The following is a 20,818-nucleotide window of genomic DNA, read 5'->3' on the forward strand; positions in this document are numbered from 1 at the left end:
ACAAATCATCAATTGATTCGTTGTCTGAATTTACCCCGGTAAGGCGATATTCGCTTCGGCAAAAAAGCGTTTTTGTTGTATTTTTTCCGCATGATTTTTTGGAGCGATTTTATCTGACGATATTAAGTGTGTAGTGCTAATTGCATAACCTGCTGACACTTCATTTAATTCATCGTTTTTTGCGTCATTTTTAATATCAGTCGCAACTGAACCAGTGTTGTTATTCAGCCAAGCTGCTTGCCACCAGTGTTGAATTCTTTCTTTCGCCTGTTGTAATTTTTGCTCTGTTGGCAATCTATCATTTTTCTGGTTGTTAACATCACTATCAGTTGGTAATAAACCTTTGTAATAATACCACCAATAAAGCGTAACTAAGCCGGCAGGTAAAATAACTCGGTCGCCAAAAAGTGATGTTTCTCTGCGTATCACTGCATCAAGGTGCCCGTCAGTAATTCGAAGTAACACTCGTAACAAAGCAAGTTTATGTGTTGCTGATTTACCATTATTAATCGCCACATGCCGCTTAAACGAAAATGCCCCAGTATTATCGTTGGGCATTTGCAATACTACTGTTTGCCATGACACGTGGTTTCTGCCAAGCTTGTCTGCTTCTTTTGGTGTTTCTAGTTTGGTAAATAAGCCAACATCGGTTGCTAAGCGTTTTAATTCGTCAGCGCAAACGTCAAACATTTTTCGGGTTTTGTAGTCGTCTTCTGTTTGTCCATGTCGTAGCGAAATGACTATTATTCCGCCGGGTTTAAGTAGGTTGGCCAGTTTACGCATTGAACGATCACGATCACTTGGTGGAATGTGCATCCAAACAGCGCTAAGCAGTATTAGGTCAAAACTGATTTCTTGTTCACTAACATGAGTTAATTCAGGTAATGAGTCTTCTAGCCATTTAACTTTTAGGCCATGAGTTGTTTTTTTGCCAATAGCTAACAGTTCGTTAGCAGGTTCAACTGCAATGATTTGAATTTGATTATCTTTTTTATGGGTTTTGGCGGCTAATTCACCAAGATATTTAGCGTCTCGGCCAGAGCCGCCCCCTAAATCTAGAATATGAGCATTGGGGTTTTCTATAATGGCGGGTAAGAATTGCGACCGACTTTGGTGAAGCTCTTCAAATGACTTTGAAAGATACTGCATTGCTAAGTCTGTAGCATTGTCATTATAGAAGTTTGATTGCAATGACATCTTCCTTTTGCATCAATAGTATTTAGTATTTTGTCGCCTCTACATTCGACTATTTGTTATGTTTTGTCAATAGGTTAGATATTGAAAATAAGTAGTATCTCTATATAAATCAGAAGGTAGAAACCAAAAAGCAATCATAAATGAGTAAAACCTCTATGATTGCTTGCCTTTATTCATTAGTGCTAGTTTTGTACGGTTAGGCTTCTTTTAACTATTCAACTAATAAAATGCCGGTATACATTTTCATGGGGCAATGAAATGGGTATTCACCCGCTGACATTGCGGGAAGTATTATTGGTTTACTTTCTGCTAAGGTCAGTTCTTCACTTATGTCAAAATCTGGAAATAACACTGTACTTGCGCAGGGGCTAGCGTCTTTCCTTAAAAAGTGAAGGGTAACTTTTTTATCGGCAGGCACTTTTATTCTAGACGGTTGATAAACGCCATTATTTACCACAATGGTTATGTCCTCGTTGCTAAGTTCAAGCGGTATGCTTGGCTTATAAAGCCAAAACCACCAAATAATTAGCGCGATAAGTACTAAGCCTATTAAATTAATTATCATCATTTTTACAGTCTCCTACTTTAAATACTAGTGGTTTTGAGGTTTAAACAAACGTAAGCGGTTAGCGTTACTTACCACAGTTAATGACGAAAATGCCATTGCCGCTCCGGCAATAACAGGATTAAGTAATATGCCAAAAAATGGATAAAGCAAACCCGCAGCAAAAGGCACTCCGGCAGCGTTATAAATAAAAGCACCAAATAGATTTTGTTTAATATTTCGTAAGGTCGCTTTGCTAACAGCAATAGCATCGGCAAGTCCATGTAATGAACCGCGCATTAATGTAATGTCGGCACTTTCTATTGCTACATCAGTTCCGGTACCAATAGCAAAACCGACATTAGCTAATGCTAATGCGGGGGCATCGTTAATACCGTCGCCTGTCATGCCAACAATTTCACCTTGTGCTTGTAGCTCTGCTACTTTGTGAGATTTATCTCCGGCAGTACTTCAGCAAACACCTCATTAATTCCCACTTTTTTGGCAACTGCTTTTGCGGTTGCTTGGTTGTCGCCAGTAAGCATAATCACCCTAATACCGTTCGCTTGAAGTCGTTTAATTGCAGAAACAGAATCTTTTTTAATGGGGTCTGATACGGCGATAATTGCGGCTAATTCGTTGTTAATAGCAAGGTACATTGGCGTTTTTGCTTCATCAGCAAGTGTTTGTGCTTGACTAACAAAAAGATTGAGGTCGATATTGTTTTTCGTCATTAATTTTTGATTACCAAAAAGTATTTGCTGACCATTAAGTGTTGCCTGTACGCCATAGCCTGCTATCGCGTCAAAGTTAGTTACATTTTTAGGTGTGATACCTTGTTCAGCGGTTGCGTCTACAATAGCCTGCGCTAATGGATGTTCAGAGCCACTTTCAATACTTGCGGCCGCAGTTAACACATTCTCTTTTGTGAATTTTTCGTCAGTGATAATTACATCGGTAACGGTTGGCGACCCTTCGGTAATAGTGCCTGTTTTGTCTAATATCATGGTAGTAATTTTTGAGGCCATTTGTAAGGCTTCACCGTTGCGAATAAGTACGCCCGCTTCAGCGGCTTTTCCTACGCCAACCATTATAGACATTGGCGTTGCTAACCCCAGTGCACAAGGGCAAGCTATAATTAAAACGGAAGTAGCAGAAACAACGGCAAAAGCTAGGCTAGGATCAGGACCAAAGTTAAGCCAAGCTAGCGCACTAATAATTGAAATTATCATGATCACTGGAACAAAATAAGCAGATATTACATCGGCTAATCGGCCAATTGGTGGTTTGGAGTTTTGTGCGCGTTTAACCATATTAATGATTTGAGCTAAAGCAGTATCTTTGCCAACGCGGGTTGCTTTAAATAAAATTGAACCTGACTTATTTAATGTGCCTGCAACCACCTCGTCGTTTTCATCTTTTTTAACGGGCATAGGTTCACCCGTTAACATTGACTCGTCAACTGTTGTGCTTCCTTGTGTAACAACACCATCTACTGATATTTTTTCACCGGGTCTAACGCGAACAATATCATTAAGTAGTACTTGCTCTATTGCGATATCTATTTCTTTGTCATTTCTGACCACGCGCGCTGTTTTAGCTTGTAGGCCAATTAATCGTTTTATTGCTTCACTCGTTCGGCCACGCGCTTTTACTTCTAGGGCTAGTCCTAAATTTATTAAGCCGATGATCATGGCTGTGGCTTCAAAATACACATGTCTTGCCATCTCAGGTAATGCCAGGGGGAAAAGCACCACAATCATTGAGTATATCCATGCTGTACCTGTGCCTAACGCTATTAGGGTATCCATATTGGCGGTGTGATTAACAAAGGATTTCCAAGCACCTATATAAAAGTGCTTGCCTGAAATGTACATAATAGCTGCACAAAGTAAGCCGATAATTAACCAAATAATACGTTCTAGCGAGGTTTCAACAGTCATAGGGCCACCAAGAAGCCCATACAACATTAGTGGTGCGCCAAGACCAAGCGCCATCCAAACTTGTTTCATTAAGCCGGCATAATACTTTTGATCTGCTACTTCTTTGTCATCTAATAATTCGTCATCACTGGCTTCATTAGCGCTTTTAGCGTTATAGCCAATTGATTCAATTACCTTAATAAGTTTTTCTGTATCAACTTTTCCCGTTATTGTAACTGTCCGTAGAGCAAAGTTCATTTCAGCGTTACCAACACCCGATACGTTTTTTAAGGCGCTTTCTATTTTATTAACACAGCCGGCACAACTGGCACCGTCTACAATCAATTCTTGACTATTATTGTGAGTAACACTGTCTGTTTTATTCATTAGAAGCTCCTTTATCTAGATTACTTGGCGTAATATCGTTTTCAATTAAATGACAAATCATATGTCCAGTAGGCACTTTGTCAGGCTTGCTTTCCCAATCACGTATTGAGTCTTTTAGTTTTTTTCTTAATGCTAAGGCTTGTTGAAATTGTTGTTCGGTTTCGGCGAGGCGGCGTTCAACAATTTCTCGAACCAAAGGACAAGGAGTATCGCCTTTATCAGCTTTAGATAAGATTTCAGTGATTTCTTTAATTGAAAAACCTAATTGTCTAACACTTAAAATAAATTTAAGTCGCTGTTGTGCCTTTTTATCATAAGATTTATACCCATTTTCGGCATTTTTGCCAGGTATGATAAGCCTAATACGAGTGTAATAACGTACCGTGTCGGGTGTGGTATTCATTGCCTTTGCTAATTCTGTTACTTTCATCACCAATAACCTTCTGCAATATGAATATAATAATAAGATAGTTAACCTAAACACCAAGTTCAGGTTAATTACCTTATGTGCATCTTACGCCTATGTCTAAGACACAGGTCAAGAAATTAATGATTATATCGGGCTAATCAATACCAGTTAGCGTTTGATGTTTGATGTTTGACGTGATTTGTTACTTTTGAAACGAGCTGAAAACCTTCAGTTGGTTAATTAATGACTGTTTTTATTTTCGCTTTGATCTGTTGTTTTTTGATCTGTTTATTTTTGATTTTTTAACTGGTTTCTTTTTCTTGGTTTGTATTGGTGCTTTCGAAAACTCTTTATGGAAAGGCTGGTCTGTAACAACAGGAATGACTTGCCCTATGTTATTTTCAATAGTAGTTAATTGCCTTTTATCATTTTCTACCGCAAATGATATGGCCATGCCATTTTTACAAGACGAGCAGTTCGTCCTATGCGGTGTATGTAGTTACGCGGATCTTCAGGAAGGTTATAGTTAATAACTAACGTAATATTATCAACATCAATACCACGGGCAGCAACATCTGTTGCTACTAATACTCTTAAATTAGCATCTTTAAAGTTTTGTAACGCTTCTTCTCTAACGGCTTGTGTTTTACCACTATGGAGGCTTGCGGCTTTTATTGATTCTTTTTCTAGTGCTTTAACAATGATGTCTGCGCCATACTTTGTTTTACAAAAAATAAGTACTTTTTCATAGTCAGCATTTTCTAGAATGTTAAATAGTAAAGGGAGTTTATTCGATTTATCAAGTTGATAAACGCTTTGATTAACCAAGTCGATAGTTACCGTTTCTGCCGCAATTTGAACTTTGCTTGGATTCGTTAATATGGCTTGTGCAAGTATTTCTATTTCAGCCGGCATAGTCGCTGAAAATAAGAGTGTTTGCCGTTTCTTGGGTAGTTTAGATATGATGCTTTGAACGTCATTAAAGAACCCCATATCAAGCATGGTATCGGCTTCGTCTAATACAAAAACTTCTACCCCTTTAAAATTGATATCGCCCGTTTCAATTAAATCTAATAACCGGCCGGGGGTGGCCACTAAAATATCAAGTCCAAGTGCGATAGCGTCAACTTGTGCTTGTCTTCCTACACCGCCATAAACAACCTTAGTTTTAAGGCCTAAACCGTCAGCGTAGTCATCAATATTTTGCATTATTTGCGAGGCAAGCTCACGTGTGGGCGTTAGTATAAGCGAACGCGTGCTCTTAGCTTTAATATCAATTTTATTTTGCCCTAAATTATTGATAATAGGTAATGAAAAAGCCGCCGTTTTTCCTGTTCCTGTTTGCGCAATGCCAAGAAGATCATTGCCCTTCATAAGCACGGGGATACATTCTTTTTGGATCGGTGTGGGCTGTGTATAGCCTTTAAGACTAACACGGTCAATAATTGACGCTAAAAGTGAAAATGCTTTAAATTCTGACATGCTGTTTTGGTATTCTTTAATAAATAGCCGGCTATACTAACAGAATGCTGTAACATGTTTAAGATGTATTCAAAATGTCTGTTTGTGATGAACCCCACAACACATCTCACAAAAAACAGCTTATATTCTGGTTGTTAACAATCGATCTTATATAAACATTTTTTCAGTTTAGCTAACCAATAGCAATTTATACACTCAGCATTCTCTTTTTCAGTCTTGCTAAATCAATCACGTTTGAGCGTACGGTAAGCTTAATATGATCATATTCATAGTCTTCCTTTACAACACTCATGCTTGATCTAATTTCCCCTATGATACCTTTAGCGGTATAGGGCACAATTATCTCATCTTCAATCATTTCGCCTTGCGCAACTGATACGATATATTTATGCAGTTTACTTACATCCAATGGATTACGGGTTGATGTCATCATGGCATCAGGAAACTCTTTCATTAATGCTTGTTGTTGCTCAGGCGTAAGTTGATCTGATTTATTGAGTACTAGTAGCTTTTTACTGTCTGCAACACCCACTTCCTCAAGAACTTCGTGTACTACATCGAGTTGCGAACGAAAAGAAGGATCTGCAGCATCTACAACATATAACAACAATGAAGCATCGTGGGCTTCAGCCAATGTTGAGTGAAATGAGGCGACTAAATCATGAGGTAATTTTTTAATAAAACCGACGGTGTCTGATACGAGTATTCGAGGTTGAGTAATAGGGAATAAAGCACGAACCGTGGTATCAAGTGTTGCAAACAGTTTGTTTTCACCTTCAACATCACTACCAGTGATCGCTCGCATCATGGATGACTTACCGGCATTGGTATAACCTACTAAGGCGACACAAAAAAGCTCAGAACGTTGTGTACGTCGGCCTTTCATTTCATCTTGAACATTAACAAGTTCGCGCTTAAGTTCCGCTAATTGGTCGCGAACTTTACGTCGGTTTAGCTCTAGCGTGGTTTCGCCGCCGCCTTTACCCATTTGACGTTCTTTATCACCACATGATGACTCTCGAAGTCGCGGCGCTACATAATTAAGGCGAGCAATTTCAACTTGTAATTTTGCTGTTTTGGTACGGGCATGACGACTAAATATTTCAATAATAATACCTGTACGATCAAACACTTCTACGCCTAATTGGTTCTCAACATTGCGCAGCTGAGATGGGCTTAAATCACAATCAAATACAACAACGTCAGCACAGCCAAATGGTAAATTGTCTGACTGAATATCTGAAAACATGGCTTCATCAATTGTTTCTTCAGTTATGTTTTCTGATAATTCTTCGGCATTTTCGTTTTCAACGAAACCTTTGTTACCGGTAAGATGCGCTATTTCTGCCAATTTCCCTAAGCCGAGTACGTTAACTCTTTTAGTCGAACTCTGCTTTTGCGATTGGGAGCCGACTACTTTAAAGCCTAGAGTAGTGACTAAACGAGCAAGTTCAGCAAGTGACTCTGTTGCTTCTTCTCCTTTAAAATCAGGCGTACAAATAGAAATAAGTAAAGCGTTAGTCAATGATGGTTTTTCGGTTAGTTGCATGTTTTTTATGTTAGTGCACTTGAAGCGCAGACCTATATTTTTATCTAAGTTTGATCCTACGCTGTTATAGCCGTGCTTTATACAGCAATAGGCGACTAATGTAGTTTTATGTTCAAAAAATAAATAAAAGGAGGCTTTGAAGGATTGAACTCACAATTTATGACAGCCTGTCAGATTAACACTCAGCTTCAAGTCGATTTCTATGTTTTTCTTCCACCACAAAGGCAATGTCAGCCCATTGAATGTCTTTTGCTTTTACCGTTTTTCTTGCGCTTGAAATAGTACCTGCTGATCTCACATTTAGTTCGCGTGATTTTAAATATTTACTCTCCAACAGGGCTACGCTACTGATTTTTACTACTGATGAATAGCATATTTCTCAATTAACGTTCTTTAAACATGTTGTCCTTAATGAGTCGATAATCCCGTATGAGGTAGCACTACCGTTGATATTAGTTTTACTTTTCACTTTCCGATTTAAGAAATCTATTGTCATTCTCTTTAGTGGGCAAAATACAATAATCGTACTGTCCAAACAATTTGTATCGGTTAAGAGCAATACGATCATAAAGCCAATTTCTTAATCCCTTAGGAATGATTTTGAAAATGGTTAATAAACGCCATGGGAATCTTAGCTTGTTAACAATATTTAGAAAAGCGTCACTCTTATCAAAATATTGATTACCTTCTACGTATAACATGGTATCGAAATGGTCAGTTGGCATTTCAAAATGGTTTAATATGATCTGTCCTTCTGGTGATTGAACACTGCATAATTTAAAGCGCTGTTGTGTATCAACCTTAATGATGAATTGACTCCAGACATTACAAAGCTTGCAGACACCATCAAATAATATTACACAATCATTAACACCAACGTTAGGAGGATATTTTGTTACATCGATCATGCCCGCTACTTCTCCATCTCGTTATTTAACCCTTTTTTAGCTCGTTTTTCAGCTCACTTTTTAACTCGAATAGTAAAATAAAGCTAAAACCAATTAAGGCAATATTGGTAGTAACAGGGTTAAATGCTTCAATAAGTAAATGAGGCTGCATAACAGCGACAAAACCTAACAACCCCGTAAGCCCTATTATATTCAATAAGACAATAGCTTTAGATCGATATAAAACAAAGAATAGTATCCCAAAAATAATCTCACCTACCCCTGCTGATTTAGTTACAAAGTAAGAAAGTTCATTTGAAAGACCTAAGCTAGATGTCATCAGTTTTTCTAAGGGCGCTATATGTACCAGTTTTGGAAAAATGCCATGATATAACCGGCTAAAGGAAATGATGAATCTTGCGATTTGTATTGATGACAAGGTAAACCTCTTTAATGCTCAAATGAGTTATAATATTTAGCTATTAAATTGAATTATTCGATTTTCGTTGAATTTATATTAACGTTACTGGCATATATATAACCAATCAAAACAATGATTGGAACATTTTTAGTTATTGGCCCAAAGGGATGTAACCAAAAACTCGCATCGATACACGTTAAAAGTACGGTATAAATTGCAATTACGCCTACTTGCACAATACAACATAACTTGGTTTTAACTGATGTAATTAACCAAAGCCCAAGTATTATGTCTAGGATCCCGCCAAAGATAAACAGCTATATCAGCAAGTGATCCTGTGATGTTGGCGCTTGTTAATATTTCATAACCAATTTCAGGGGAGAAATAACTAGAGGTTAGCCCTGTAAAAATCCATAAAAAAGCTAATGAGTATTTTGCTGCTTTGATTAAATTATCTTGATTGATACTGCTCATGTCTTAACCTTTACGCTACAGGAAATGGTTTGAAAACCATTAACCAGAAGATGCCTAAAATGGCCGCAAAAGCAGGAATACCGAGTAGCGTCCATGTTCTCATTAGTGATTTAAACTCAGAGGTTACTTCATTAGCATCTACCGATATTTTTGCTAGCTCTCGTAACTTGTATTGAATTTTCAAAACCGGTAACCAACAAAGCCCAATGAAGACAAACAGCCCGACTACCCAATAAAACCAAGGCGATGAAAATGAATATCCCTGCGTGTTCATCAGTAATACTCCCGTGATTATTTGGGTAACAACCGCAGGTGTAGTAAATATCCAATCACCTAAAATAACGTGCTGCGCGGTAATATAAATAGCCTGAGGATTATTAGAGCGATTAGCCATAAACATAAAAAATGCTATACCCGCCCCTGTACCCGTTACGACAACAGCGGCTAGAATATGAATTAATTTAAGGGCTAGGTAGTTTTCCATTAAAAAAGCTCCCATTATGTCTTCTGGCTTTGTGCTTCAACAGAAGGACTTTCTTCAAAAGTGAGTTCTAACGCATCAAAACATTCTCTAAAATCACTTAACTTCAATAATCCAACGCAAGGCTTAGCTCCGTATTCTACTTTCGAATTATCACCATCAGCACAAAGAAGCTTTCTTGCTAATATTATGGTTGAAAGCGTTGGAATATAAGGGCCGTTGCCCTTTGGTGCATACAAGGTCCACTTCACTTGTTTCGCGTTACCATCATTACCCTTACCACAAATTAGTACTTCCATTGCCCCTTTATCGCTACCAAGTGGTAAGAATACATTACTGGCGCTAACAATAGCTTTTGATAAGGGTACCCAGTTTTTTATTAAACCTATTTTTGATAAATAAGCCATACCAACCATAGTGAAATGCAGTAATGGGATCTCTAATCCGGCCTGAAAGCTAACTTGCTGCTTTACACCATATCGGCTAGGAAACAGCTCTAAATCAGGTACATCTACATTCGCTAAGTGCCGTTTACCTACAAAGCTGCCGAAATCGTTTACTTTAGAATCCATCCAACCATACACATCTTGCCAACGACCGCCTTTAAAAACGTTAAGAGGATGCCCAGTATAAGATAAAATAGCCTCAACCGTTGCCAAGCCACGTTCTGCCTTGTTACCGGGAGCAATGGCTAAATCTATCGATTCTATAGTACTAAACTGATTTTGATAACGATCAACTACGGCTGACGACAAACCCGGTACAGAGCCGGCACCAGTAACAATTAACACGCCTTTTTCTTTTGCTTGGCTATCTAGCTCGGCAATATCACAAACAAATCTGCGATCATCGGCTAAATCGATGTAATGTGCACCACATTCTATACATGCTTTTGGTACGCGATAATCTTGTCCTTGAAATGGGCCACTGGTATGAATAACAAGAAATGGAGAAATAGCCGCTAATTGTTCCGTAAAATCATCAGCGAAAATATCTATGACTAATGGCGCTAGATTTGCAGTGGAATTAGATTGTAGACTTTCAACCAATGCAGACGATTTACTTAAATTTCTGCCTGCGATAAGTATTATTATGCCCTCAATACCTGCCAGATTTTCAACAATTCTTTTCCCAAAATTCCCATATCCACCAAGAACGACTACTTTCTTCATCAATTCAATTCCTTATATACTCTTTACATGGGATGTCAAAATCTACATGGTAGTGTTCATCATGTCTCACCCACGAACGTTTTTTAGAGAATTGAATGTGCTTTTTAAGATATGAACCGTATGGAGTTTTAAATAGTTCAGGTTGTAACTTTGGATCAAAGATTACTCGCCATAAATCGACACCTTGTGCTTTCGCCTCTTTATGCAGAGCAACAATATGAGCAGCTAATGCAACGAAATCAATTCTGTATTCCTCATATTTCCCTTTACTATTAAATTCAATGTTGTAGCCAAACTTGTTGAGTGGATGAGTTGGCAAGTGCACTGATTGGCCTGACTCATCTTTAACAGGTGTCATAAAGTCTACTGATAATCCATTGCGATGAGTTTTATGCGGTTTGAATTGGCCCCCATCTTCAAACCCTGTTTCTGCATACTTAAAGACTTTGTTGGGCTGTTCGGTTTCTAATGATTTATATGCGCCTACTATAATACTTTTTACTTTAGAATGAACATAAGTTCTGCCCGACTAACCTAGCAATATCACTGTAACCTAAAAAGTTTTTTCCTGAGCTAGGCAGTTCAACCCCATTTTCTAAACGTCCTTTAGAGGTTGTTCCATGGCAGGTGCTTTCTTCTGCTATAACTGCATAAGAAAATAAACTCAAAATCAGCATACTGGATTTTAATATTTTCATAATTCCCTTTTTATTTTCCAGTTAATTCTATAATAAATAGCAGCACCGACTAGACCGCTTTATAAACACAACTTGAGTAACACCGACACTGAGAACAAGCCTAAAAATTGGTTATCTATGGTAAAAGGAAAGAATGATTCAACCTCTTGGCTTTTCTTTAGTGATATTTGATAGTGGTAACGATACTAATGCTTTAATAGGCAAACGATACCTGCATTTAATTCTTCATGAACCCAAATTTTTTACACTAATATTTGACAACACAATGATAACAGCTTGAGCCTCCTTGAGGCCTTCTTCGAATATTTTATCTACGAGGTACCTCCTAGTAACATCTCCTACTTATCAAGCCAAGAATCAACACCATTTTCACGTAACTTTGTTGAAAACTCAGGTACAAACCTTTCTTTATCTTCACTAGCGTGACTTACAAAACTTTAGGGTGCATAAATATTTCTTTTCGTGCTTATAACGAGCCTGTATGTTAACTCGTTTTTTATTGTTTTTGTTAATGTCAGAAACATTAACTGACTTTGGGCAGTCATTCAAATGAATCCTTTGTTTTATAAATAATTATTTTGATCGCAATTTTTAGGGTTTATTATGGGTGGCCTGATTAGTTTTTGCCTGATTAGTTCTTCAACATCTAAAAATCATTAAAAAATTTATTTTTACTTTATAAACTGCTGAATATATGAGATATTAATGAAAATTAAGGGTGAGGGATGGACGTTACTGAAAAGTCTCCATAGCAACGATTGAATAGGAAGAAGTAACAATTTTCTATTTAGCACCTTTACATTGTCGAAACTGTTATTCCTTTATGAATGGCCGTTAGGTGTTACATTCACTATTAAACATTTTTATTTCTAAATGGATTTATATGAAAATATTATTTTTAGGTTTTATTTCTGCTACTTTAGCATCCTCAGCATTTGCCGCAAGAGACTCATCTCTTGATATTTTGATCGGGCAGTCATACCAAACGACAAGCTTTAATGGTAATGACTCCACATCAGGGAAAGATATTTCTTTAGGTATAAGGACTGATTACAGATTATTTGATAATCTAAAACTCGAGTTATCCTTGAATAATTACCAAGAGTCAGCAGGGTCTTATATTGATGAACAACTTGTACTGCAAGAAAGTAGGATAAAAACTACATCTGTCGATTTAGGTTTTAAATATGGCGTTAAATTAGTTGAGGATTGGACTATTTATGGTCATTTAGGTGTATCTTCATGGGAAATTAATATAAAAGAAGGTGTAACAGAGCTTCCTAAAGAAAATAATCGGTTGCGTGATGAAGATATGTACTATTCAATAAGCCTCGATTATGACCACAACGATTACGATGCATTTGGTTTAGAGTATAAAGTCATAGATATTGATTATTCAGAAGATAGCATACTTATCAGCAATAAGGTTCAAACCCTGTCAGTTTATTTCAAAACTAAGTTTTAGTTCGAAGGTTTAGCGCTACAAACCCTATACTCGAAATTAATATCTATATTCTGAAATTATTATCTATATCCTGAAATGCAAAAAATCCGCTAACCTTTCAATTAACGGATTCTTAAAATGTGGCGGTGAATCCAGATTTGAACTCTACTCGAAGGTTTAGTGCTACAAACCCATTCTCTTTTTACAGAAATCATAGGCGAAAAAAAACCGCGACTCGTTAAAGTTGCGGTTTCTTAGAATGTGGCGGTGAGATTGAGATTTGAACTCTACTCGAAGGTTTAGCGCTACAAACCCATTCTCTTTTTATAGAAATCATAGACGAAAAAAAACCGCGACTCGTTAAAGTTGCGGTTTCTTAGAATGTGGCGGTGAATCCAGATTTGAACTCTACTCGAAGGTTTAGCGCTACAAACCCATTCTCTTTTTATAGAAATCATAGACGAAAAAAAACCGCGACTCGTTAAAGTTGCGGTTTCTTAGAATGTGGCGGTGAATCCAGATTTGAACTCTACTCGAAGGTTTAGCGCTACAAACCCATTCTCTTTTTATAGAAATCATAGACGAAAAAAAACCGCGACTCGTTAAAGTTGCGGTTTCTTAGAATGTGGCGGTGAGATAGAGATTTGAACTCTAGAAGGGCTACAAACCCTTGCCGGTTTTCAAGACCGGTGCTTTCGACCACTCAGCCATCTCACCTGAAGTAAACAAGTAGCAAAAACAATGCTTGCTTGAGAACGAGGCGAATATTAAAGTCTCGCTAACCGCTTGTAAAGTACTATTTTACAAATTATGTTAGTTTTAAGTTTGTTTGCTAGAAAATTAAGCACCTTGCTTTTATTTCAAACAAGAATACATACAGAACGAGGAGTTGTTCATGGGTAAATCTGAGTATGACAGAACATTGTGTCGCTGCCCTTGGCTTGATATGTCAAAACCCGATTACGTTGCTTATCATGATGATGAATGGGGTGTTCCTGTTTATGATGATCAAAAATTGTTTGAGTTTCTTTGTCTTGAGTCTGCGCAAGCGGCTTAAGTTGGTATACCATTTTAAAGCGTCGGCAAGGTTATCGTGATGCATTTGCTAACTTTGATGTAAATATTGTGGCAACATTCGACCAAGACAAAGTTGAACAACTTATGCTTAATTCAGCCATTATACGTAATAGAGGTAAAATTAATGCGGCAATTAATAACGCGAAGTTATTTATTGATATTCAGCATGAGTTTGGTAGTTTCAGTAACTATATGTGGGCGTTTGTTGATAATAAGACGATTGTTAATGAAAATAAAACGTTAGCGGATTTTCCTGCAACCACTGCTGAGTCTGATGCGTGGAGTAAAGACTTAAAAAAACGTGGCTTTAAATTTGTTGGTTCTACTATATGTTATGCACATATGCAGGCCTGTGGCATGGTGAATGACCATAGTTTAGATTGTTACAAACGGAAACACATTTTAGAAAAATATCAGCAATTGTGAGCTAGCTATTTGAAAAACACCATGTCATAATATGTCACAAGGTCGTTGACTATTGTTTATTCAAATAACTTGAACTTTACGTAAATGCCCTTATCTTAGCTTATATAAAGTTATTATCATTAAGTTTTAAAGGAAGTTTTATGCAAACTAATATGAATTTTCAAACAGCAAGTAAAAGCTCAGCTATTGAAATTAACAAAGTATTGAAAAATACTTATATGCTTTTATCAATGACGTTAGCGTTTAGTGCGGTAACTGTTGGCGTTTCTATGGCAATGAACTTGTCTCACATGGCTGCGCTTGTCATGATGCTAGTTGCTTTTGGTTTAATGTTTGTTGTAAACAAAAAAGCCGATTCTGCTAGTGGTATTTATTGGATATTTGGTTTTACTGGGTTGATGGGTGCTTCGCTTGGGCCAATGCTTAACGGCTACGCTGCAATGCCTGGTGGCCCTGCTATAATTATGCAAGCGCTTGGTGGAACTGCATTAATATTTTTTGCTTTATCAGGTTATGCCTTAACCGGAAGAAAGACTTCTCATTTATGGGTGGTTTTTTGATGACAGGATTGATTGTAGTTTTAGTTGCAAGTTTAGCTAATATTTTCTTTCAAATCCCTGCCCTTTCATTAGCCGTTAGTGCTGCGGTTATTATGTTAATGTCTGGTTTGATTTTGTTTGATACAAGCCGCATTATCAATGGTGGTGAGCGTAACTACATTAGAGCAACTGTTTCATTGTATTTAAATATTTATAATATTTTTGTTCATTTGCTTCACCTTTTAGGTGTATTTGGTGGCGATGATTAATACGGGGTATTTTGTCCCTTACGTTAAGCTTAAGCTAATTCGCTTTTAGTCTCCAAAAAAAACGTTATAATATCAAGCCTCGCCAACGCGGGGCTTTTTTATGTTTGTTGATAAAACCCAAGTAGAGATTATTTTAGTGAATTCACTAGCTGTTATTGTTACCACACCGCCGCATAGTAATTTAAGTGTTACTGCGCTTGATTATATTGAAACGGCTCTCAACGGTGTTGACGTTATTGGTGTGTTTTTTTATCAAGACGGTGTGATGCATGCGGACACAAGCATTCAAATTGCCAGTGATGAGTTTCAATCACTACCCCTGGCAACGTTTATACAGCCAATTTAACTTACCACTACATCTTTGTATTACCGCGGCAGAAAAACGTGGCATTAGTGATGAGCATGCTCAAAACATTCATCCTATTTTTACCGTTTCAGGGTTAGGAGAATTGGTAGAGTTATCATCAAAAGCTGATCGAATGGTGCAGTTCTAATGATTAAATCACCGAGTAAATCCTTGGCCATACTCAATAGTAAGGCACCTTATAGTAGTTCAGCAGGTAAAGACGCATTAGATATTGCGTTGGTGTTTGGTTCTTTTGAGCAACCCGTGTCATTATTTTTTCAGGGTGACGGTGTTTGGCAGTTAGTACAGGGGCAAAACGGCGCTATTGTATCAGTTAAAGATTATCTTAAAACGTTTGCTGCGTTTGAGTTTTACGATATTGAAGAGGTCTATGTTTGCCAAGCTTCATTAATTGAACGTAACTTAGCGGCTACATTTCACATTGAAGCGGTGCAAGTATTAGATTCTCAAGCCTTTGCAGCACAATTAACTTCTCATCATACTATTTTAAGGTTTTAGCATTGTTACTTTTTAGCCTTTCGGAAAATCGATTATGACCACCCTACATATTGTTCGTCAAAGTGCTTTTACTACGAATGATTTTTATCAATGTCTGCAATTACTCGGTAATAATGATTGTGTTGTTTTTACTGATGACGGTTGTTATAACCTGCAGCATCATTTGATTGATACCATTCATTCCGATAACAGTAAAAACATTCAATTGATGGCGCTATCTTCTCATGCGAAAGCACGCGCTATTACAATATCCCCCGAGCTTTGTACTGAAATTGAAATGAGTGCGTTGGTGTCGCTTACCTTTAACAATGACAGAGTAATAACATGGCAATAAATTTTAATGGTAATGAAGTGGCTACTGACGAGCAAGGTTACTTGTTAGATTATACCCTTTGGGAAAAAGCATTAGCCAATGAAATAGCATTACAAGATAATGTTGAATTAACGGATGCACACTGGGAAGTGATTCATTTTGTTCGTCAGTTTTATCTCACTTATAATACTTCTCCGAATTCGTGCGTTAACTAAAGCAATGAAAGCAGAGTTTGGCGAAGTAAAAGCCAGTAGCCGTTATCTGTTCCGTTTATTTCCTGATGGCCCAAGAAACAAGCAACAAAGTATGCGGGCTTGCCCAAGCCGAAGCGGTGTTTGTAATAGATTTATAAACAAAAAAGCGCCACATAAAAAATGTTGGCGCTTTTAAAATAATGACTTAACTTTTTCTATCTAAGCTAATATCTACTTAACAGGTCTAATAACTACTTAACAGGTCTAATAACTACTTAACAGGTAATGTCGGTACTGTAATACCTGCCATTTCAAGCATAACACGTACAACTTGACAGCTATAACCAAACTCATTGTCATACCATACGTATAACACTGCGCGATCGCCATCAACAATTGTTGCTTGTGAATCAACAACACCTGCATAGCGTGAACCCACTAAATCGGTTGATACAATTTCATTTGAAGCCGTGTAATCAACTTGGTTTTGTAAATCAGATTTCAATGAAATTTCACGTAGATAATTATTCAAACTGTCTTTATCTGTCGCTTTTTCAAATTTAGATTCATAATAGCCATAGATACATTTGGCGTAGGGACCCGGATCGCATTACCCGTTAATAAACCTTTTAGTTCAGGTAACGCTTTAGCAACTGCTTTTGCTGCACCTGTGGTACTAATAACCATATTAAGTGGTGCACTACGTCCACGACGTGGCGTCGGGTGGTAGTTATCAATTAAGTTTTGATCATTTGTGTAAGAGTGAATTGTTTCAACGTGACCGTTACGAATACCAAATTCATCATTTAACGCTTTCAACACTGGCGTAATAGCATTGGTAGTACAGCTTGCTGCAGAAACAATTTTGTCTTCAGGCAAAATCATATTGTGATTAACACCGTAAACGATATTTTTAATGTCACCTTTTTTTGGGGCTGTCAGTAATACTTTCGCAACACCTTTAGATTGAAGATGTTGGCCTAAACCTTCTTCATCACTCCAAATACCCGTGTTATCAACAACCAATGCATTTTGTATATCATGCTCAATATAATCAACTTCTGACGGTGATTTAGCATAAATTACTTTGATGAATGCACCATTTGCTTTGATTACATTGTTTTCTTTATCAATAGTAATACTGCCATTAAAAGCACCGTGTACAGAGTCACGACGTAATAAACTAGCACGTTTTTCTAGATCATCCTTGCCTTTACTTGGGCGTAAAACAATAGCGCGAAGATTTAGCTTGGCGTTAGGGCCTGTTTGTTCTATTAATAAACGGGCTAACAAGCGACCAATTCGTCCAAAACCATATAACACAACATCTTGGCTAGCTTCTTTATCTTTAGCGCCACTCACTGCTGTTAATTCTTTTTCTAAATATTGATCAATTGACAAGTCGTTAGACTGTCCTTGAAATAAATAACGGTATGCTAATTTACCTACATCAATACGTCCGGGTTAATTCCATTTTGCTTAGGGCTTCTACAAATGGATAGCTTTCACGTAATCGTAATTTTCTCTCTTCATGCAAAGCAACAGATTTATGCGCTTTTATAATATCAATAGGAGAGGCATTGAGTAGTGGACGACCATAGACAGATATTTCAATACCTTTATTTCTAAATAGTTGACCGATAATGGGTTGCATATTTTCTGCGAAGGTTTGGCGTTCTTGCCAACTTGTTTGATATTCTTCCTCAAGATGAGACGTCATTAGTTAAGCCTTATATTTCAATCAATTAAACGATAATTTACTGTAATCATAATAATCTAATTATTCAAAAGAAAAAACTAGACTATGGTAGAGGTATATTGCGGCCATATTGTAATGCAAGATGTAATATTTCTCTATAGGTTACAAAAATATTTATTGATAAAAGTAAGATCTAAATCAATGAGACTTACAAAAGTCTTATTATGTCTTCAGAAAGGTTAAACTGAGGGAGTTTACGCAGTACCTTTTACCAGTGGGTTTAGGACCATCGTCGAATACATGCCCCAAGTGAGATTGACAATGTTGGCATTGAATTTCGATACGGCTCATGTTGTGACTCATATCTTCTAGATAAGCAACATTGCCTTCAACTGCGTCATAAAAACTTGGCCGCCCACAGCCAACATCGAACTTATGGACGCTTTCAAATAAAGGTTTGTCGCAACAGGCACAAAGGTATGTGCCTGCGAGCCAATGATCATTATAAATACCAGTAAAAGGACGTTCTGTGGCAGCAAGTCTGCACACTTTATACGCTTCATCACTGAGCTTATCTTTATATTGATCATTCATCGTTGTTACTCCAATATGTAATTTTATGCACTGATTGTATTAGATTTAGAGGGTTAATCTATAATAATCGTTTTACGTTCAGGTGTAGACCATTCAACGTGATACTTTTTACCATCAGGTCTGTCAACACGCTCAAAAGTATGTGCGCCAAAAAAGTCACGTTGCCCTTGTAATAAGTTTGCGGGTAACGTTTCGCAACGCATTGAATCATAATAGGACAAAGCAGAAGAAAGTGCACCATTTGGAATACCAAACATGCTTGCGCCGCAAACGGCTTTACGCCAGTTTTGTTGACGTTCGCTTAATTGCTTAGCAAAGAATTCATCGAGTAATAAATTATCTAAACTTTCATTACGTTCATAAGCTTGAGTAATTGATTGTAAAAATGTTGCACGGATAATGCAGCCTGCTCGCCAAATTTTAGCAATCTTTGGCAAAGTTTAGTGTCCACCATGTTCCTTTTCAGCTAATTTCATTAATTGAAAACCTTGAGCATAGGCAGAAATTTTAGCGCAATAAATAGCATCATGAAGTTCAAGTATATAGGTTTGTTTTTCTTCGCTTGACAGTGTTACCTGATCAGGTCCACTTAAAATAGAAGCGGCTTGAACTCGTAATGCTTTAAAAGACGAAATAGAACGTGCATAAACTGCTTGAGCAATGGTTGGTGCGGGGCAACCTAGTTCTAAACTACTCATTGCTGTCCACAGACCCGTGCCCTTTTGTCCTGCTTTATCTAAAATTAAATCAACTAGGTGGTGCCAGTATCAACAGATTTATGGCGAAGTACTTCAACACTAATTTCCATTAAGTAACTGTCGAGTAATCCTTTATTCCATAGTTCAAAAATGTCAGCAATTTCATTAGCACTTAAGCCTAGTCCTGCGTTTAAAATATGATAGGCTTCACAAATAATTTGCATATCTGCATATTCAATTCCGTTGTGAACCATTTTCACATAGTGGCCTGCTCCTGCCGGCCCAATATAAGCAGCACAAGGCTCGCCTTCAGTGACAATTTCACCCGGTTTAGTACGTTCAATGGGTTTACCCGTGTTAGCATCAACTTTGGCAGCAATCGCTTCCCAAATAGGTTTAATACGTGTCCATGCATAAGGAGAGCCGCTTGGCATTAATGATGGACCAAATCTCGCCCCCACTTCACCACCAGAAACCGCCGAAGAAAATAACAAAAAGTTGTTTTGATATTTCTTTTCACGCGCCACGGTGTCAACCCAAAGACTATTCCCCGTGTCAATAACAATATCGTCAGGCTTGATACCCGCGCCAATTAAGCTTTCGCATACTTGATCAACAGGTGAACCGGCAGGTACGCTAAGTACAATAAGATGAGGTGCTTTTAACTGTGATAATAATTCTGTATATGATGAACAACCGTATACCCGTGCTGCATCGGTAGTATTTTCAACTTTGTCTTGCTCAATGACTCCTTGAACTTTTTCATTACTTAAGTCAAAAGCAGCAATATTATAGCCGTTATCAGCTAAGTTAAGTACCAGGTTTTTACCCATAACGCCTAAGCCGATAAAACCAATGTCACACAAAACTTTATCCGGTGTCATAAAATCATTTTCCTAAATTAACGCACTACACAGAGCACTTACATTTGTACTGGTGTACAAAGCCAATATAAAAGAGTAGGTGAAGTTTATGCTTGGTATCTTTCAGATCAAAAGCCAATTCAATCATACCGAAAGGTAAAAACTACACATCGAAATCTTTTTCATTCTACCACGCAACTAAGGCTAAATCATG

The 20,818-nt window shown here is 37.5% G+C and carries 21 protein-coding genes, 1 tRNA gene and 6 pseudogenes; 8 read left to right on the top strand and 20 right to left on the bottom strand.

What is annotated here, in order from left to right:
- Positions 1 to 30: 30 nt before the first annotated feature.
- From L3081_RS29130 to L3081_RS14530, 15 genes and pseudogenes are all read right to left on the bottom strand, one after another.
- Positions 31 to 1,191, bottom strand: coding sequence for a class I SAM-dependent methyltransferase (locus L3081_RS29130; protein WP_420839737.1), 1,161 nt, complete (start codon positions 1,189 to 1,191; stop codon positions 31 to 33).
- Between the two features lie 217 nt (positions 1,192 to 1,408).
- Positions 1,409 to 1,765 (bottom strand): cupredoxin domain-containing protein, encoded by a 357-nt coding sequence (locus L3081_RS14475; RefSeq protein ID WP_242286808.1) that lies wholly within the window; start codon positions 1,763 to 1,765, stop codon positions 1,409 to 1,411.
- 24 nt (positions 1,766 to 1,789) lie between these two features.
- Positions 1,790 to 4,050, bottom strand: a pseudogene (locus L3081_RS14480) (heavy metal translocating P-type ATPase).
- On the bottom strand, positions 4,043 to 4,480 hold the full coding sequence (locus L3081_RS14485; protein ID WP_242286809.1) for a MerR family transcriptional regulator: 438 nt from the start codon (positions 4,478 to 4,480) through the stop codon (positions 4,043 to 4,045). Before L3081_RS14485 ends, L3081_RS14480 begins: the two are co-directional and overlap by 8 nt.
- Positions 4,481 to 4,891: 411 nt before the next feature.
- The gene (locus L3081_RS14490) at positions 4,892 to 5,941 is read right to left on the bottom strand and encodes a DEAD/DEAH box helicase (protein WP_242286810.1); all 1,050 of its coding nucleotides are present in this window, start codon (positions 5,939 to 5,941) and stop codon (positions 4,892 to 4,894) included.
- Between the two features lie 187 nt (positions 5,942 to 6,128).
- The gene (gene hflX / locus L3081_RS14495; RefSeq protein ID WP_242286811.1) at positions 6,129 to 7,490 is read right to left on the bottom strand and encodes a GTPase HflX; all 1,362 of its coding nucleotides are present in this window, start codon (positions 7,488 to 7,490) and stop codon (positions 6,129 to 6,131) included.
- Positions 7,491 to 7,665: 175 nt separating this feature from the next.
- Positions 7,666 to 7,788, bottom strand: a complete 123-nt coding sequence (locus L3081_RS27040) for a hypothetical protein (RefSeq protein WP_274620548.1) — start codon at positions 7,786 to 7,788, stop codon at positions 7,666 to 7,668.
- Positions 7,789 to 7,948: 160 nt separating this feature from the next.
- On the bottom strand, positions 7,949 to 8,398 hold the full coding sequence (locus tag L3081_RS14500) for a thiol-disulfide oxidoreductase DCC family protein (RefSeq protein WP_274620549.1): 450 nt from the start codon (positions 8,396 to 8,398) through the stop codon (positions 7,949 to 7,951).
- Between the two features lie 25 nt (positions 8,399 to 8,423).
- Positions 8,424 to 8,816 carry a DoxX-like family protein gene (locus L3081_RS14505; protein ID WP_242286812.1) on the bottom strand — a complete coding sequence of 131 codons (393 nt, stop codon included), beginning with the start codon at positions 8,814 to 8,816 and terminating at the stop codon, positions 8,424 to 8,426.
- Between the two features lie 53 nt (positions 8,817 to 8,869).
- Positions 8,870 to 9,115 (bottom strand): DoxX-like family protein, encoded by a 246-nt coding sequence (locus tag L3081_RS29135; protein WP_420839744.1) that lies wholly within the window; start codon positions 9,113 to 9,115, stop codon positions 8,870 to 8,872.
- Positions 9,054 to 9,272: a hypothetical protein gene (locus tag L3081_RS14510; protein ID WP_242286813.1), complete on the bottom strand. Its 219-nt coding sequence runs from the start codon at positions 9,270 to 9,272 to the stop codon at positions 9,054 to 9,056. The genes L3081_RS29135 and L3081_RS14510 overlap by 62 nt, the downstream gene beginning before the upstream one ends.
- 10 nt (positions 9,273 to 9,282) lie before the next feature.
- Complete coding sequence (locus tag L3081_RS14515; RefSeq protein WP_242286814.1) at positions 9,283 to 9,771, bottom strand: DUF2269 family protein; 489 nt, start codon at positions 9,769 to 9,771, stop codon at positions 9,283 to 9,285.
- Complete coding sequence (locus L3081_RS14520; protein ID WP_242287057.1) at positions 9,771 to 10,925, bottom strand: saccharopine dehydrogenase family protein; 1,155 nt, start codon at positions 10,923 to 10,925, stop codon at positions 9,771 to 9,773. Before L3081_RS14520 ends, L3081_RS14515 begins: the two co-directional genes overlap by 1 nt.
- 4 nt (positions 10,926 to 10,929) lie before the next feature.
- Positions 10,930 to 11,283: a hypothetical protein gene (locus L3081_RS14525; RefSeq protein ID WP_242286815.1), complete on the bottom strand. Its 354-nt coding sequence runs from the start codon at positions 11,281 to 11,283 to the stop codon at positions 10,930 to 10,932.
- A 145-nt stretch (positions 11,284 to 11,428) separates the two neighbouring features.
- Entirely contained in the window at positions 11,429 to 11,623 is a 195-nt protein-coding gene (locus tag L3081_RS14530) for a hypothetical protein (protein WP_242286816.1), read from the bottom strand.
- 883 nt (positions 11,624 to 12,506) lie between these two features.
- Between L3081_RS14530 and L3081_RS14535 the strand changes: the two genes are divergently transcribed.
- Entirely contained in the window at positions 12,507 to 13,088 is a 582-nt protein-coding gene (locus tag L3081_RS14535) for an outer membrane beta-barrel protein (RefSeq protein WP_242286817.1), read from the top strand.
- Positions 13,089 to 13,693: 605 nt separating this feature from the next.
- On the opposite strand, the gene L3081_RS14540 is transcribed toward L3081_RS14535, so the two are convergent.
- Positions 13,694 to 13,784: transfer RNA gene (locus L3081_RS14540), tRNA-Ser, on the bottom strand.
- A 178-nt stretch (positions 13,785 to 13,962) separates the two neighbouring features.
- Between L3081_RS14540 and L3081_RS14545 the strand changes: the two are divergent.
- From L3081_RS14545 to L3081_RS14575, 7 genes and pseudogenes are all read left to right on the top strand, one after another.
- Positions 13,963 to 14,570 (top strand): annotated as a pseudogene (locus L3081_RS14545) (DNA-3-methyladenine glycosylase I).
- Positions 14,571 to 14,722: 152 nt separating this feature from the next.
- A pseudogene (locus tag L3081_RS14550) lies at positions 14,723 to 15,378 on the top strand (Bax inhibitor-1/YccA family protein).
- 100 nt (positions 15,379 to 15,478) lie between these two features.
- Entirely contained in the window at positions 15,479 to 15,724 is a 246-nt protein-coding gene (locus tag L3081_RS14555) for a hypothetical protein (RefSeq protein ID WP_242286818.1), read from the top strand.
- Positions 15,678 to 15,872 (top strand): DsrE/DsrF/TusD sulfur relay family protein, encoded by a 195-nt coding sequence (locus tag L3081_RS14560; RefSeq protein WP_242286819.1) that lies wholly within the window; start codon positions 15,678 to 15,680, stop codon positions 15,870 to 15,872. Before L3081_RS14555 ends, L3081_RS14560 begins: the two co-directional genes overlap by 47 nt.
- Entirely contained in the window at positions 15,872 to 16,243 is a 372-nt protein-coding gene (tusC, locus tag L3081_RS14565) for a sulfurtransferase complex subunit TusC (RefSeq protein WP_242286820.1), read from the top strand. The genes L3081_RS14560 and tusC overlap by 1 nt, the downstream gene beginning before the upstream one ends.
- A gap of 34 nt (positions 16,244 to 16,277) precedes the next feature.
- Entirely contained in the window at positions 16,278 to 16,577 is a 300-nt protein-coding gene (gene tusB, locus L3081_RS14570; RefSeq protein WP_242286821.1) for a sulfurtransferase complex subunit TusB, read from the top strand.
- Positions 16,568 to 16,897: pseudogene (locus L3081_RS14575) on the top strand (TusE/DsrC/DsvC family sulfur relay protein). The gene tusB and the pseudogene L3081_RS14575 overlap by 10 nt, the downstream one beginning before the upstream one ends.
- Positions 16,898 to 17,021: 124 nt before the next feature.
- Here the strand turns inward: L3081_RS14575 and L3081_RS14580 are convergent.
- The 4 genes and pseudogenes from L3081_RS14580 to L3081_RS29145 form a co-directional block, all read right to left on the bottom strand.
- Positions 17,022 to 18,470 (bottom strand): annotated as a pseudogene (locus tag L3081_RS14580) (glyceraldehyde-3-phosphate dehydrogenase).
- A 201-nt stretch (positions 18,471 to 18,671) separates the two neighbouring features.
- Positions 18,672 to 19,043 carry a peptide-methionine (R)-S-oxide reductase MsrB gene (gene msrB / locus L3081_RS14585; protein ID WP_242286822.1) on the bottom strand — a complete coding sequence of 124 codons (372 nt, stop codon included), beginning with the start codon at positions 19,041 to 19,043 and terminating at the stop codon, positions 18,672 to 18,674.
- Between the two features lie 53 nt (positions 19,044 to 19,096).
- Positions 19,097 to 19,741, bottom strand: a pseudogene (locus L3081_RS29140) (NADP(+)-dependent, decarboxylating phosphogluconate dehydrogenase).
- Between the two features lie 53 nt (positions 19,742 to 19,794).
- Complete coding sequence (locus tag L3081_RS29145; RefSeq protein WP_420839738.1) at positions 19,795 to 20,625, bottom strand: NAD(P)-binding domain-containing protein; 831 nt, start codon at positions 20,623 to 20,625, stop codon at positions 19,795 to 19,797.
- Between the last annotated feature and the right edge of the window lie 193 nt (positions 20,626 to 20,818).

Source organism: Colwellia maritima (genome assembly GCF_022669015.1).
GTDB lineage: Bacteria > Pseudomonadota > Gammaproteobacteria > Enterobacterales > Alteromonadaceae > Colwellia > Colwellia maritima.

Bases quoted from the DNA above. Each gene is read 5' to 3' on its own strand.
- L3081_RS14475 (WP_242286808.1), bottom strand. From the start codon at position 1,765: ATGATGATAATTAATTTAATAGGCTTAGTACTTATCGCGCTAATTATT.
- L3081_RS14485 (WP_242286809.1), bottom strand. From the start codon at position 4,480: ATGAAAGTAACAGAATTAGCAAAGGCAATGAATACCACACCCGACACG.
- L3081_RS14490 (WP_242286810.1), bottom strand. From the start codon at position 5,941: ATGTCAGAATTTAAAGCATTTTCACTTTTAGCGTCAATTATTGACCGT.
- hflX (WP_242286811.1), bottom strand. From the start codon at position 7,490: ATGCAACTAACCGAAAAACCATCATTGACTAACGCTTTACTTATTTCT.
- L3081_RS14500 (WP_274620549.1), bottom strand. From the start codon at position 8,398: ATGATCGATGTAACAAAATATCCTCCTAACGTTGGTGTTAATGATTGT.
- L3081_RS14510 (WP_242286813.1), bottom strand. From the start codon at position 9,272: ATGAGCAGTATCAATCAAGATAATTTAATCAAAGCAGCAAAATACTCA.
- L3081_RS14515 (WP_242286814.1), bottom strand. From the start codon at position 9,771: ATGGGAGCTTTTTTAATGGAAAACTACCTAGCCCTTAAATTAATTCAT.
- L3081_RS14520 (WP_242287057.1), bottom strand. From the start codon at position 10,925: ATGAAGAAAGTAGTCGTTCTTGGTGGATATGGGAATTTTGGGAAAAGA.
- L3081_RS14525 (WP_242286815.1), bottom strand. From the start codon at position 11,283: ATGACACCTGTTAAAGATGAGTCAGGCCAATCAGTGCACTTGCCAACT.
- L3081_RS14530 (WP_242286816.1), bottom strand. From the start codon at position 11,623: ATGAAAATATTAAAATCCAGTATGCTGATTTTGAGTTTATTTTCTTAT.
- L3081_RS14535 (WP_242286817.1), top strand. From the start codon at position 12,507: ATGAAAATATTATTTTTAGGTTTTATTTCTGCTACTTTAGCATCCTCA.
- L3081_RS14555 (WP_242286818.1), top strand. From the start codon at position 15,479: ATGTTTGTTGATAAAACCCAAGTAGAGATTATTTTAGTGAATTCACTA.
- L3081_RS14560 (WP_242286819.1), top strand. From the start codon at position 15,678: ATGAGTTTCAATCACTACCCCTGGCAACGTTTATACAGCCAATTTAAC.
- tusC (WP_242286820.1), top strand. From the start codon at position 15,872: ATGATTAAATCACCGAGTAAATCCTTGGCCATACTCAATAGTAAGGCA.
- tusB (WP_242286821.1), top strand. From the start codon at position 16,278: ATGACCACCCTACATATTGTTCGTCAAAGTGCTTTTACTACGAATGAT.
- msrB (WP_242286822.1), bottom strand. From the start codon at position 19,043: ATGAATGATCAATATAAAGATAAGCTCAGTGATGAAGCGTATAAAGTG.
- L3081_RS29145 (WP_420839738.1), bottom strand. From the start codon at position 20,625: ATGACACCGGATAAAGTTTTGTGTGACATTGGTTTTATCGGCTTAGGC.